The sequence below is a fragment of the Hymenobacter artigasi genome (genome assembly GCF_012275535.1).
Classification (GTDB): Bacteria; Bacteroidota; Bacteroidia; order Cytophagales; family Hymenobacteraceae; genus Hymenobacter; species Hymenobacter artigasi.
In genome coordinates, this window is sequence record NZ_JAAVTK010000031.1 from 1 (window position 1) to 11,593 (window position 11,593).

Below are 11,593 nucleotides of genomic sequence, written 5' to 3' on the forward strand. Positions count from 1 at the left end.
CCGGGGCCGGGCGGTCTGCTGCTTTCGCGGCGCGGGCAAATGCGAGCAGGGCCGGGACCAGCAGACCGGGCAGCGGCCGGTCCTTTTCGGTCAGAAACTTCAGCTTTTCCTCCGCCTCCCGGGAAGCCGCATTTTTCCCAAAAATGCCGCCTTTCGCCTGTTTTTCCAGCGCCGCTTGCTGGCCATAGCTGTCGGCCCACTGCTTCGCGTGCGTCGCCCGCGCCGCCACCTGGCGGTCCAGTTCGGCCTTCAGCGCCGCCGTGCGCGGGTCGCCCTTCATCGCCTGCACCACGGCGGCTATCCCTTCCTCGTTCGGATGCTTTTGCAAGTAGGTGCGGTACGAGTCAATAACCTTGTTGCGGGCCTGAATGGGGGCGTTTTGCTGGGCCAGGTCAGCTGCATATTGCTGGTAGTCCGCCTGCCATTTGCGCTCAATGGCCGGTAGCTCCGGCCCTTTTGCCACCTGCGCGGCCCAACGCTCCGCTTCGTGCAGCTGGGCCGCTTGCTGCTCGGCTGCCTGTTGTTGGGCGGCGAGTTGCGCCGCTGCCTGCCGCTGCTCCTGGGCCGCGGCTTCCTGGGCGGCTTCCTGACGGGCTTTTTCGGCCTGCTGGGTGAGCTGATTCGCGGCCAGTTGCTTCTCGATGCCGGCCAGACTGTACCCCCGCGCAACGGCAGAGCCCTTGAAGGAGTGGCCGTCTTTCTCGAAGCTAATGCCGGTGACAACCCCGGCCTTGTTGGTGAACTCCTGGGCGCTAATCTTTTCCGCCCGCAACGCGGCCAGCAGCGCCGGCCGGTCCGAGGCCGTGGCCAGCGCCTGGTGCAGCGCGTCCTTCACCTCCTGCTTGGCTTTGTCCACCCCTTCCAAGTGCTCGGGGTGCTGCTTCTCCACCCGCAGCCCCTGGGGCGGGGTCAGTTCGTGCCGCTGAATCAGTTTGGTCAGGGCCTCCTTCGACCGCAAAAAGCTGTTGCTGTCGCTGATGGTGTGCCCGTCGTCGGCCACCCGGTTGGCAATGATGTGGACGTGCTCGTGGCCGGGCCGGTCGCGGTGCCGGATGATGGCGTACTGCGTCCCCGTCAGCTTCATCTCCTCCATATAGTCCTCGGCTATCGCGCGCATCTTCTCGCCCGTGAGCTTGGCCGCGTCGTCGGGGTTAAAGCTGAGCGAGGTATGCCACACGGCCTTGCCCAGCTCCGGGTGTAGCTGCCGACCTAAGTTGAAGTCGGCTACCAGGTGCGCCACGGTGTCCGTGCGCACTCCGGCCGAACCCAATAGCTCCGCTTTTTTGTCGGCCTCCTGGCCCTTATGTCCCTCCACCAGGTAGCGCGCCAGCCCCTCGAAGCTGCGGCCGATGACCGTCCGGCTAATCATCCGCGCCGGCCGCTTGGGTGAATCCATCGAGCAGTCCGCTCAGCTGGTCGGCCACCTGCGCCACCTGGTCAGCCACGGCCCCGAACCCATCCTGGTGCCCGCGCTTGGCCAGCTGGTTCAGGTTGTTGGCCATGCCCGCGAGCTGCCGCAGGACCCCGAATTGCTCCGGTGTCAGTACCCGCCGCTGGGGCCGCGTCATGGACCGCACCAACACCGCCAACGGCCGACCGCTCGCTTTTGACTGTGCTTTCAACTCAACATAAGTGGCCTCTGTGACATGCAGCACAATGCGCTTCGTCCGCTTTTCAGCCTCGGGAAGTTCTTTACGACCGCCCCGCGACTTGCCCACGCGGGGGCGTTTGGGAAGCGGCGATTGGGCAGAGGTAGCGTCCATGCGGTAGGGTCTTTTTGCGACGATAGGAGCAAAAAGCAAGACGTTGATAGGCACTATCAACACGTCTTACTCCGTCCAAGTAGAACATACGGTAAAGGGGGCGTCAGGGATGCAGCTGGGTTTGCTTGCCTGCTACTACTCTAGCTATTACGCTTGATTAGCTAAAAAGCTGGGCAAGTATAAAAGTGTAGTTGTTTAGCTTAAAAGCTATCAGTTATTTTAGCTTAACCTTTTTACAATTGTAGCTTTTTAGCTAAGTAAGTACAAAACAGTAAAAAGGAAGAAAGAATCAGCTAAACGCCTGGCACTACATTCTCGTTAGAAGCTGAAACGACCTACTTCCTTCTCTCTTACCACTGCCCTATTATGACTGACAAAACGCCCAACTCGGAGGTCGCTGACTTCATCAAAAACATCAGCCACGAACAGTCGGCAACGGCTGCGGCCAACGCTCCGGCTCCCGTGGTGCCCGCTCAGCAACTGCCCGCTCCAGTTGCCTCAACTCCGGCCACCCTAGCAGCTGCGGCGGCTCCTGTGGCCCCCGAAGCAGTGCAGCCAGCCCCGAGTGTCGCCGCAGTGCTGGCGTCGCCTGAGCGGCGGGATTTGGCCTACTTCACCACCCCGGCAACAGTGGCCACCAAGAAGCAAAGCGTGTACCTGCCCGTCGAGCTGCACCGCGCCCTGGCCACGGTCGTAAACCTGCCCGGCGTGGACGTGAGCCTGACCGACCTGCTGGCCAACATCGTCCAAGCCTGGCGCGACGACCACCGGGCCGAAGTGCGCAAGCGCTACCGCGACGGCGAGAGAAGCATTTAGGGTTGGAGTTGGGACCTAGCCCCCGGGCCGCTCGATGCGCACGCAGTTGCACGTGGCGCATCGGGTGTGCAGTTGGGCAATGGCCTCGGGCAGAATGTGGTTGTCCGCAACAAGGCCTTGGTAGAGGGAAAGGGCCCACGTATTGCCGGACCCTGGGGCCGTGGTGAGCCAGAAGTCGCGCAGCCTTACCCGTTCAAAGGCGGCTTCGCTGTAGGGCTCTATCTGGTAGAACTTGACGACCAGGTTGCCCAAAGGGGTGTTTTTTAAACGGAAAGTATGGTTGGGCATGGGACAAAATACGGCACTTGGGCCGGTAAGCACAAGGCCAGCACTCCCCAGCCCAAAGCAGCACATAAGCTCGTCATTTGCAATTTATAGACTATTGACTACTAATTATATACATTTTGTAAAATGCGCGCAAATTACTGGTTTCTAGGACTTTGTTGTTTTTGTTTGTGCTACGCCGTTTCGGCTGTACCGAGTTATCCACACTCTAAAAGCCTTTTTTTCTCGCGCGAATCACAATTTGTGTTATTTGAGTTATTTGTTCTATTTGTAGGGCTCATAACTTATTATAAATCAGTAATTTACAAAGGGTAAAAACGGCTTTTCGTGTAGTAAAAACGGCTTTTCGTGTAGTAAAAACGGCTTTTCGTGTAGTAAAAACGGCTTTTCGTGTGTTTAAAAACGGCTTTTCGTGTGTTAAAGGCGGTGTTTTAAAACGCTTATCGTAAATCAATAGCGTTTTTTGCGTATAATTGCTCCGGAATCAGTTAGATATGACCTAATGGAGAAGGAGTTAGAGGTTCGCCAACACAACGCACTCACAAATGCCCGCTATGAATACACGCAGTTGCAGCTAGACTTGCTCTTCTTCATCATTTCCAAGCTGCGGAAGGGAGAAACAGATACTGTCTATCGACTAGATATTCAGGAGTTATCCAGCCTGACGGGTAAGCGATACAATGGGGCTTACTTGCAGAAAGCCACGGCTGATATGGGCTCTCGTATGCTGGAAGTGGAAGATGCCAAAGAGTATCAACAGCTCTGGATGTTCCAGCGGATACGCTACCTCAAAGGGCAAGGAATCATTGAATTTGACTTAACCCGGCACATCTTGCCTTACCTGTTTGAACTCAAAAACAACTTCACCAGCTACGCCTTAGCCGCTGCGCTTCGTCTCACCAGCAAGTACGCCAAGCGCATTTATCCGCTGTGTAGTCAGTGGAAAGACCTGGGCGAAACAAAAAGGTATGATATAGAAGAGTTTAAGCGGATGCTCGGTCTACTTGACGAGAAAGGGAATGACAAAGCCGAAAGAATCAGCGACTTGAAAAGCAAGGTCCTGGACATCGCAATCAAGCAAATCAATGAGCACACGGAACTTCATGTCAGCTACAAGCTAGAAAAGCAGGGTAAAGCCTTCAAAAACATCATCTTCACGGTCAAGTCGCAGGCCCTGGCTGAAACCATTCCCTTTGAGCTGGTACCGGGCGCGGTGGCTCCGGTTGGTCTTCAGCAGCACCAGGTCGAGAACGCCGGACGGCTGCTCGCGCAGCTGAGCATCACCACGCCCGACCTGGTAGCGAAAATTCTGGGCAGCCCTTCCCATGTGGCCGCTTGCAATAAGTTTGCGCACGATATCAAGACCGGCAAGGTTAAAGCGAAGTCCTCGCTGTCGGGCCTTCTGCTCACCGTATTGGGCTTGAAAAAGCCCGCAAATGGTCCGCTGTTCGACGCCAGCCCTGCCAAATAGCTCCCACTCTCGTTTTACCTGTATGATTGCTTCCACGGTCCCCGAAACCATTCCCCCGCTCCGGTGGGGGCAGCTTACCTACTACTCCCCGGCCGACATCAAGCGCTGGGGGGTGCAGCACTTCCTGGACACGGTCGCGCCGACGCAGGCGCTGCCCATCCCCGACCTGGGCTTCACCGCCGAAGAAAATGCCCGCATGGACGAAATATTGCGCGAAGAGCGCGACGCTGCTGCGCGTGGTCTTTGATACGAACGTCGTCATCGCCCACCTGCGCCGGCAGCAGCTATTGCCGCTGCGGGCGGTGCTGCCCTTTGCCGTGGTGGGAGAACTGGAAGCCTTCGCCCTCAAAGCCGATTGGGGCTACCAGAAAGTCGCCTTCCTGCGGCAGCTACTTGAACGTTACCCCCTGGTGGGCTTCGTGCCCGAGTTAGCCAGCTTGTATGCCCGACTCGACGCCTACAGCCAAGGCAAGCTGCGCGGCCAGCCGTTGCCGGCCGGCATGAGCGCCCGCAACATGGGCAAGAACGACCTCTGGATTGCCGCCACGGCGCTCTACCTGGACCTGCCGCTGCACACGGCCGACAACGACTTTGACCACCTGCCGGCCCTGGGCCTGGCCCTGGTCAAAGAAGCCCGGTAGCCCCATGAGAATTACGCTGGAAGTACCGGCTCACCGGGCCGCCTTCGTGCTGGAGCTGCTGCGCAGCCTGCCCTTTGTCACCCTCAGGGGCCAGGCGGCGAAAGCCGCCCTGGACGAAACCGCGCACCTGATGTCCTCCCCTGCCAACGCCGCCCGCCTGCGGGCCGCCCTTGAACGTGACCGATTGGGGCAACGCAAAACCCACTCATTATCAGATGATTTACTGCGTTGACTAGTCCGCTGATTAGTCAGCTGACTAGTCAATACGTGCGCGTTGGAACCGACAGGAACGCGACGCATGGGCGGGGACTGCTCTTCCAATCGGGCGGATTTACACGCTAAGCCCTAGCGGGCGGCTTCCGCCGCCAGGCGCTCCTTCAGCGGCCCAATCCAGCGGCCGGCCCCGTGGTTGTCTTTCGGGTTGACCTGCACCAGAAACTCGAATAGGGCTAGCGCCTCGGCCCAGCGCTTCACTTTTTGCAGTTCCAGCCCCATCACGTAGTAGGCCGTGAGCACGAACCCGTTGCCGGTGGATTCATACAAGAGCAAGTCCCGGCCTTCCTCGAACGTGTCGGGGAAAATCAGCCGCGCCCGGAGAAATGCCTGCGCCAGATAGGTGGTGCCCAGGCCGGGCGTCCGGTTGTTGAGCAATATGCCCAAGTGGGAAACCGCGTCCAGGTGCAGTTCGCCGCACGCGGCCATGACCTGCCGGTAGATGCGCTCGGCTTCCAGCGGCGCGGATTTATGCAAGGCTTTCCCCTGCTGAAACAAGGCCTCGTGCTGCAAGACGACGGTGGGGTACATCACTCGCCAGTGGCGCGGCTGGTATTCGACCAGAATGAGGGTATCAGCGGCGTCCATGAGTCGGAGGATTTGCCCTGTTTGTTTACGAATCTACTTGCCAAACACCCGTTGCCAAAAGCCTGGTTTGGCCGGCTCAAGCGCGGGCAGCGCTAACGGAGCCTCCCCCGGCTCGGGCAGTCGCTTTTGCAGTTCACCCAACTGCTCGTTCTGGCTAAGTAGCAGTTCCTCAATGCGTCCGATGCGCTGACTATTCATCTGACTAGTCAGCGCGTTCAGCACGTCGTTCTGTTCCAGCAGGCGGTGTTGCAGCTGCTGAATGGTCTGGTCGCGCTCGGCCAGCTGCCGTTGCAGCTGGGCCACGTCTGGCACCTGGGCCGGCTCGATGAGCGCCGGCATCACCTCGACCGCGCTGGGATATTGCTCCGCGAGAAACGTCTGACTAATCAGATAGGTGTTGCCCTTTGGGGTTTGCTCAACCTGGATATGACTAGTCTTCGTGTGTTGTTTGACTAGTCGCCGGATAGTCTGCTCAGACTTGTTAACTTGTTGAGCTGCTTGCTTTATGGTCAGGAATGTAGCGGTATTGTCCATCGGGGCGGTGACTAGTCAGAAGCTACAAAGTAAGCAGGCTGCAACTTTTGATTAATCATCTTAACCCGTGCTTGACTAGTCACGGACTAATCGTTGACTAGTCAAGTTCTTAACGTCGATGGAAGTGTTAAGAACCAGTTTACGGCAGTTCAAACGAAAAGCGTGTAGCGGGTCGGTCGTAGGAAATATCGAAGTAGTTCGGTCCGTCCTTTATCGTCCCGTCGTCGCTGAGCGTAATCGAGGGCGGAAAGTCAAAGTGTGCGCGTAGCTCGACCGCGTCGATGGGGTCGGTAAAGGTGTAGTGCAGCACCCCACCCTGGTCAAACCAGAACCCATCCGCATGCCACCAGTGCGACGGGCGGTTGCCCTTGGCCAGCAAAAAGTCGATGACCGGCCGCAAGTGGTCGGTGCGCGGGTCGTGGCCAGGGCCGTGCTCGGCTCCTTGGGCCGCTAGCTGGATGCGAGCGCTGGGAGCGTGGCCCTGACGGTCTTCATAGGCTTCCAGCGCGTGGCCCAGCGCCTCCATTTCCGCCACATTAGCGGGGTCGGTGCTATCCAAGGATTCCAAGCGGCTCATTCCTACCCGGTACTCTGCGTCGTTTTGAATCGTCATGGCCGCGGCTTTTTAGCGTTTTAGTGGGCCCTGAACACCCGCTTAATTTCTTATTAGGCCGTTAGCTCCAACACCTCCTCAGCCGGGATGCCCAGCTTGTGGTACATGCGGCGCAGAAAGTCGACGTTGGCCGGCCGCCGGCCACGCAGCACCTCGCTCAGGCGCGACTCGCCCACCTCCAGCAGCTGCGCGAGCTGCTTCTGTTTCAGGCGGCGCTTGAACATCTCCACCTGCAGCCGGCCGGCCACGGTGGTTGGGGGCCCGGGGTTGTGGCCGTTCGCCTCCTCGAAGGCATGGATGGCGTCGCGCAGCACCAGCAGCTGGGCGTAGTGGGCTGCTTCGTCGGTGGCCAGCGTCCGGAATTCCTTCACGGCGGCTTTGTGCTCGGCTTCGGTGGTCAGGGTCACGGTCTTGGGAGTTAGAACAAAAGGGAAGAAAGGCGACCTCAGAGGTCTTGCAACTGCTTCTTACTGAGTTTGCTGTAATCGGCGTGGGTCATGATGCGCCGGATATCCACGGTTTTGAGGGAAAACAACACCTGGGCCACCAGGCGGTAGTGGTTGCCCTTGATGTCGAACACGTAGCGCCCCTGGCCGATGTAGTCCGCCGTGGCAAAGTCAGCCAGCAGGTCGTTGTGGCTCGACCAGGTGCAGAGCTGCACTTGGGCAAACCATACCTTTAAGGCTTCCCGCGCCTGGGCGTTCTTGCGGCCGTAGCTCGTGATGGTCTTCTCCTCAATGACAATCATGGCCATGCGGCAAACATACGCAATCCGGAATTAAATTCCATATTGCGAAGAAACACCCGTCTTGCTGCCATATAGCATCCGGTAGCGGGCCCTTATCAGACCCTATCTAAATGACGATGGCTGTTTAAATCACCGTTTTCGTGAACAGGTAGAAGGTCTTGGTGAAGACTTATTATGGCTTGGGCAAGTCGTATTCCAGCGGCGAGCGGGCATCGGTTACCAGCCGCCAACCGACTGCGAGCAGTTGGGCAGCTTCCGGCCCCACGTACGCATTGCTTGTCCGACCCTGTTTACGGACCACCTTTGCCCAGCTGGCGAACAGGGCCAGCGAGGCCGCGTCGGTGGCTAAGGTCGTGGCTTCGCTTTCCACCAGTATCCCGGGTTGAAAGGTGCCCCCCAGCGTCAGCAAGAAGCCATACGGATTGGCCAACTGGTCTACCAAATAGCGAACCCCACCGGCGTTCTGCGGCACCGGGCGAACGGTCAACGCCACCTCCATGGGTAGCAGTAACAGACGCGGGGCGAGTCCCGTCGAGTGGTACTGGACCTGGCCGAGCATTGAAACGTCGCGCAAGGAAGTGTACGTGGGAATGTTCGGGGTATCAAACCCGCCCGCCTCAAAGTACTGGCAGTGGGCCGTTGCTTCGAAGGCGGTTATTAAGGGGTCAAAATCCTGTTTTGTCGCAAAAAACGTTATCCGCTTGCCTCTCATTGCTGCTGAATCCAGTGTATGTGGCGGTAAAGAAACAAGGGAACGGGTCGTGCGAAATTCAAACGCTCCTTTGGGTAAACCCCTCGCAGCTGCCCGGCACCAGGTGCCATTGGGCCGCTACAGGGCCGTAGGAGTTTAAGAAACTCGTCTACGATTCAAAGTTTACGAAACTCGCCAAGTAGATGAGTTTCGTAAACGCCACCGTAGGAGTCTCGGGCCTAGGCAAACAGGATTTTAGCGGCAGTGAGGAAGTGCAATCCGGCCCGCTTGTTTCTTGCTTTTGTCCCTTTACATAATGTCGCTTCTCGGACACACCTTGGAATATGTGCGGTTTTCGCCTCTCCGGGTGTGGGGCTGCTGGCGTGGTACTTTTCCGCTGACAGGGCTACTATCCGGGGTTGCGTTAGTAACTGGACAAAGAATTACGGTAAGGCGCGAAACCAAGAGAATCAGCCTTCGACTTCATGGGCAAGCAGTTCGGTTGGAACGAAGCAGACAGCCAGTCGTGGCCGGTCATTTTAGTTGTGACGAACGGGTCGGTCAGCGTGCTGGAAAGCTAGAAAAAGGGGCTAACGGGTACTTTGATTACCACTATGGGTTTCGGGTACCAGGTTTTGGCGTGCCGTCACCCAAAGGTTGACGAGCAGCTGGTACCCGAAATCCCTCGTTTGCCAGCCTCATGGCGCGCCCGGATTGGTAAACCGAAAAAGGTGCAACTGCTGGCTGAAGCGGGGCCTTCGCCACCGCCGCGATGAGGAGTGTTGGGGGCTGCGGGAGGGGCGGAGGACGAAAGGACAAGCTTTCTATCAAAGCAACAGGCCCGCCTCCTGGGTGGAACCGGGCCTGTTGCCAGCAAACCATAGAGCGGGCTATTGCCGCCGCCGCAGCACGTAGTACGGATTATCGGGCGAACCGCCGCTAACCGCAACGGACTGGCCGTTGAAAGATACCGGCATCACGTCGTACTGATTATTCAGCGCCTGGGGCCGGGTGTGCTGCACGTCGTAGCGCAGCGTATCGGTCTTGCCGTTGAGTTCCAAATACCAATCTTTACTGCCATTGCTGCTCGCCAGGGGCATAGTTATAGAATGGTATACAAAATGGTAAGGAAAAATCAGGCTAGGGACTATCGCGGTAATCAGCTTAGTTTTTCCGTCGGGATACTCATTTAAACTTGACACATAAAACCGTTGGCCCTGGCTGTTGAACGAAGAAACGACGAGTGGCGTATCCTCGCTGGTCAGCAGTTCGTTTCCCTGCTTGTCGAGCAGCACTAAATAAATGGGCATAGGCATAACATTGCCATTAGGTTTTACCGGTTCTTGGCTGCAACTGCTGGTCAAGAGCAGCAAACTCAAGAGCGAATGATTAAATCGTTGTGTTTTCATACGATTTCAACGCAATATGCTCAGCCACACGTTTAGCTGATGCCTCCGAAACCTGATAAGCAGTCGAATAGGTAGTGCTTCCTGGCATTGGAAGCAGTTCATCGCCCTTGTTTTTAGTGCAGGATGTCACCATCGTCCATCCAATTGCAATTAGCATCAGCCAGTTTTTGGAGTGAATTTTTAAAGTTGTCTTCATATTGAAAAGGGGAAAGGTTGGTTAGACTCAAATATAAAATAATATTTTGAGCGAGCAATATGTATTTCTCACTCAATCAGGCTATTGAGGCTGTTTAGGAATTGTCATCCTGAACGCAGCGAAGGACCTTATCACGTCAGCATGAAGCTCTCAAGCGTAATAAGGTCCTTCGCTGCGCTCAGGATGACAGACAACCACGCACAAACAGATTCCCTAAACAGCTTTGATAAGTTGAACAGAGCCCCAGACGAAGAATAAGCTCAATGGCCTGCGTCAAGGTGCATTCGCCCCGCACGTACCGGTCGTAAATGGCCCTGGTTTCGGGCGCCACAATCGCCCCGTCCGCTTCGCCGGCAGCAAAGGCGCAGTTCATGATGTTTCGGCGCTGGGCTTCGGTGGCTTCCTGAGGCAAAAAACGGGTGGGTTAATCGGTTTGGGGCTATCTGAATAAGATGCGCTTGGGGTCACGGCGCGTGTTGCACCACTGGGGCTTCTTGCCGGTGGGGGGGCCTTGTTTTCGGCGCTCTCGTTCGACCAGTGCCGCCTCAGCTAGCACGAAGTTCTGGGCATGGCGGGCGGCTTTCCCCGGGTCCACCCACGCGCGCCGCCGGCGCTCGTTGAGCATCAGGCCGTGCACGTTCTCCTGGTCCTCCTCGTGCACCATTCCCACTTCCCAATGCGTGGCCCCGTTGTCGAAAAACGCCTGGCGCACGGCCAGCAGGGCCACGGTGCGCGGCTGGTTCTGGGGCCACTGGTCCACCAACTCGTCCAGCTCGTTCATGGCCGCGAGGTAGGTGGGGTATTTCCACAAACAGTACAGCGTGTAAGCCGGCCGGGTGGGGTCGCCCCGGTAGATTTTTGCCCGATAGGGGCGGGTCCGGGTCTGCCTGATTAGGCGTTTCAGCTGGTTCCCTGTCATACGACAAGATACGCCAAAAACCCCGTATTTACCCTATTAAAGGCCGTTTTGCACCCTTTATCTGGACTATTTGACGCGGGGTTCTTATCCGGTTGAACAGCACCCCAAAACAGCCTAGCCGATTCCCTGGCCACGACGCGGCTCCTGGGTGCGGGCCTGTCCCTGCTGCGCCTCCCGCTGGCCGGGGGCCTGGCGCTGCGCCCGGTCGGCCGCGCGCTCCTGCACCTGGTGTCCTGGTTGTTTGGCCGCCCAATCCAGCACCAGGCTAATATCCTTTAATTCGTGGCGGGGCTGCTGCATACTGTACTGCACCACCACCTCGCTCACCCGGTTGCCCTGGGCATCGACGGCGTGGCGCATGGACACCGTAGCCCCTTTACTGGTGAGCGTGCGGTGCAGGGTATCGGCGCGGCCGGTGGTCTTGATTTCGCTCACCGGCTCGCTCACGCGCACCACCAGCTACCGCTCGGCCTCGCGCTTGGCGGCGTATTCGGCCAGGCTCAGGCCCACGTGCTCGGGCTGGTAATAGGCGCTGGCCTCAAAACCCACCGCCGGGGCCGGGCGGTCTGCTGCTTTCGCGGCGCGGGCAAATGCGAGCAGGGCCGGGACCAGCAGACCGGGCAGCGGCCGGTCCTTTTCGGTCAGA

General features: G+C 57.9%; 19 protein-coding genes. 5 read left to right on the plus strand and 14 right to left on the minus strand.

Going from position 1 to position 11,593, the window contains the following annotated elements:
• Together HBN54_RS22935 and HBN54_RS22940 are read right to left on the minus strand one after the other, a co-directional pair.
• Positions 1-1,396: relaxase/mobilization nuclease domain-containing protein (locus HBN54_RS22935; protein ID WP_210428160.1), on the minus strand; the 1,396-nt coding region annotated here is incomplete at its 3' end.
• On the minus strand, positions 1,362-1,763 hold the full coding sequence (locus HBN54_RS22940) for a MobC family plasmid mobilization relaxosome protein (RefSeq protein WP_168675581.1): 402 nt from the start codon (positions 1,761-1,763) through the stop codon (positions 1,362-1,364). The genes HBN54_RS22935 and HBN54_RS22940, both read right to left, overlap by 35 nt.
• A gap of 366 nt (positions 1,764-2,129) precedes the next feature.
• On the opposite strand from HBN54_RS22940, the gene HBN54_RS22945 reads away from it, so the two are divergent.
• Positions 2,130-2,579: a hypothetical protein gene (locus tag HBN54_RS22945; RefSeq protein ID WP_168675582.1), complete on the plus strand. Its 450-nt coding sequence runs from the start codon at positions 2,130-2,132 to the stop codon at positions 2,577-2,579.
• 15 nt (positions 2,580-2,594) lie between these two features.
• Here HBN54_RS22945 and HBN54_RS22950 read toward each other — a convergent pair whose 3' ends face one another.
• The gene (locus HBN54_RS22950) at positions 2,595-2,867 is read right to left on the minus strand and encodes a hypothetical protein (protein WP_168675583.1); all 273 of its coding nucleotides are present in this window, start codon (positions 2,865-2,867) and stop codon (positions 2,595-2,597) included.
• Between the two features lie 499 nt (positions 2,868-3,366).
• Between HBN54_RS22950 and HBN54_RS22955 the strand changes: the two genes are divergently transcribed.
• Genes HBN54_RS22955 through HBN54_RS22970 form a run of 4 tightly spaced genes read left to right on the plus strand, consistent with a single transcriptional unit; the run spans position 3,367 to position 5,208 of the window.
• Positions 3,367-4,335, plus strand: coding sequence for a replication initiation protein (locus HBN54_RS22955; RefSeq protein WP_168675584.1), 969 nt, complete (start codon positions 3,367-3,369; stop codon positions 4,333-4,335).
• Positions 4,336-4,357: 22 nt separating this feature from the next.
• Positions 4,358-4,582: a hypothetical protein gene (locus HBN54_RS22960; protein ID WP_168675585.1), complete on the plus strand. Its 225-nt coding sequence runs from the start codon at positions 4,358-4,360 to the stop codon at positions 4,580-4,582.
• Entirely contained in the window at positions 4,572-4,976 is a 405-nt protein-coding gene (locus HBN54_RS22965) for a PIN domain-containing protein (protein ID WP_168675586.1), read from the plus strand. The genes HBN54_RS22960 and HBN54_RS22965 overlap by 11 nt, the downstream gene beginning before the upstream one ends.
• A gap of 4 nt (positions 4,977-4,980) precedes the next feature.
• The gene (locus HBN54_RS22970; protein ID WP_168675587.1) at positions 4,981-5,208 is read left to right on the plus strand and encodes a hypothetical protein; all 228 of its coding nucleotides are present in this window, start codon (positions 4,981-4,983) and stop codon (positions 5,206-5,208) included.
• A gap of 113 nt (positions 5,209-5,321) precedes the next feature.
• Here the strand turns inward: HBN54_RS22970 and HBN54_RS22975 are convergent, their stop codons facing one another.
• The 11 genes from HBN54_RS22975 to HBN54_RS23030 all read right to left on the minus strand — a co-directional run.
• On the minus strand, positions 5,322-5,837 hold the full coding sequence (locus HBN54_RS22975) for a hypothetical protein (RefSeq protein WP_168675588.1): 516 nt from the start codon (positions 5,835-5,837) through the stop codon (positions 5,322-5,324).
• 33 nt (positions 5,838-5,870) lie between these two features.
• Entirely contained in the window at positions 5,871-6,371 is a 501-nt protein-coding gene (locus HBN54_RS22980) for a DNA-binding protein (RefSeq protein ID WP_210428161.1), read from the minus strand.
• Between the two features lie 139 nt (positions 6,372-6,510).
• On the minus strand, positions 6,511-6,984 hold the full coding sequence (locus tag HBN54_RS22985) for a hypothetical protein (protein WP_168675589.1): 474 nt from the start codon (positions 6,982-6,984) through the stop codon (positions 6,511-6,513).
• Positions 6,985-7,037: 53 nt separating this feature from the next.
• Positions 7,038-7,391 carry a helix-turn-helix domain-containing protein gene (locus HBN54_RS22990; RefSeq protein WP_168675590.1) on the minus strand — a complete coding sequence of 118 codons (354 nt, stop codon included), beginning with the start codon at positions 7,389-7,391 and terminating at the stop codon, positions 7,038-7,040.
• Positions 7,392-7,429: 38 nt separating this feature from the next.
• Complete coding sequence (locus HBN54_RS22995) at positions 7,430-7,738, minus strand: type II toxin-antitoxin system HigB family toxin (protein ID WP_168675591.1); 309 nt, start codon at positions 7,736-7,738, stop codon at positions 7,430-7,432.
• Positions 7,739-7,904: 166 nt separating this feature from the next.
• Positions 7,905-8,306 carry a hypothetical protein gene (locus HBN54_RS23000; RefSeq protein WP_168675592.1) on the minus strand — a complete coding sequence of 134 codons (402 nt, stop codon included), beginning with the start codon at positions 8,304-8,306 and terminating at the stop codon, positions 7,905-7,907.
• A gap of 1,007 nt (positions 8,307-9,313) precedes the next feature.
• On the minus strand, positions 9,314-9,832 hold the full coding sequence (locus HBN54_RS23005; protein WP_210428162.1) for a hypothetical protein: 519 nt from the start codon (positions 9,830-9,832) through the stop codon (positions 9,314-9,316).
• Complete coding sequence (locus tag HBN54_RS23010; RefSeq protein ID WP_168675594.1) at positions 9,813-10,028, minus strand: hypothetical protein; 216 nt, start codon at positions 10,026-10,028, stop codon at positions 9,813-9,815. The genes HBN54_RS23005 and HBN54_RS23010 overlap by 20 nt, the downstream gene beginning before the upstream one ends.
• A 439-nt stretch (positions 10,029-10,467) precedes the next feature.
• Positions 10,468-10,947, minus strand: coding sequence for a hypothetical protein (locus HBN54_RS23020; RefSeq protein ID WP_168675596.1), 480 nt, complete (start codon positions 10,945-10,947; stop codon positions 10,468-10,470).
• 114 nt (positions 10,948-11,061) lie between these two features.
• Entirely contained in the window at positions 11,062-11,394 is a 333-nt protein-coding gene (locus HBN54_RS23025) for a hypothetical protein (protein ID WP_210428163.1), read from the minus strand.
• 12 nt (positions 11,395-11,406) lie between these two features.
• The coding region (locus HBN54_RS23030; protein WP_168675598.1) for a hypothetical protein at positions 11,407-11,593 on the minus strand (187 nt) is incomplete at its 5' end.

Bases quoted from the DNA above. Each gene is read 5' to 3' on its own strand.
- HBN54_RS22940 (WP_168675581.1), bottom strand. From the start codon at position 1,763: ATGGACGCTACCTCTGCCCAATCGCCGCTTCCCAAACGCCCCCGCGTG.
- HBN54_RS22945 (WP_168675582.1), top strand. From the start codon at position 2,130: ATGACTGACAAAACGCCCAACTCGGAGGTCGCTGACTTCATCAAAAAC.
- HBN54_RS22950 (WP_168675583.1), bottom strand. From the start codon at position 2,867: ATGCCCAACCATACTTTCCGTTTAAAAAACACCCCTTTGGGCAACCTG.
- HBN54_RS22955 (WP_168675584.1), top strand. From the start codon at position 3,367: ATGGAGAAGGAGTTAGAGGTTCGCCAACACAACGCACTCACAAATGCC.
- HBN54_RS22960 (WP_168675585.1), top strand. From the start codon at position 4,358: ATGATTGCTTCCACGGTCCCCGAAACCATTCCCCCGCTCCGGTGGGGG.
- HBN54_RS22970 (WP_168675587.1), top strand. From the start codon at position 4,981: ATGAGAATTACGCTGGAAGTACCGGCTCACCGGGCCGCCTTCGTGCTG.
- HBN54_RS22975 (WP_168675588.1), bottom strand. From the start codon at position 5,837: ATGGACGCCGCTGATACCCTCATTCTGGTCGAATACCAGCCGCGCCAC.
- HBN54_RS22980 (WP_210428161.1), bottom strand. From the start codon at position 6,371: ATGGACAATACCGCTACATTCCTGACCATAAAGCAAGCAGCTCAACAA.
- HBN54_RS22985 (WP_168675589.1), bottom strand. From the start codon at position 6,984: ATGACGATTCAAAACGACGCAGAGTACCGGGTAGGAATGAGCCGCTTG.
- HBN54_RS22995 (WP_168675591.1), bottom strand. From the start codon at position 7,738: ATGGCCATGATTGTCATTGAGGAGAAGACCATCACGAGCTACGGCCGC.
- HBN54_RS23005 (WP_210428162.1), bottom strand. From the start codon at position 9,832: ATGAAAACACAACGATTTAATCATTCGCTCTTGAGTTTGCTGCTCTTG.
- HBN54_RS23010 (WP_168675594.1), bottom strand. From the start codon at position 10,028: ATGAAGACAACTTTAAAAATTCACTCCAAAAACTGGCTGATGCTAATT.
- HBN54_RS23020 (WP_168675596.1), bottom strand. From the start codon at position 10,947: ATGACAGGGAACCAGCTGAAACGCCTAATCAGGCAGACCCGGACCCGC.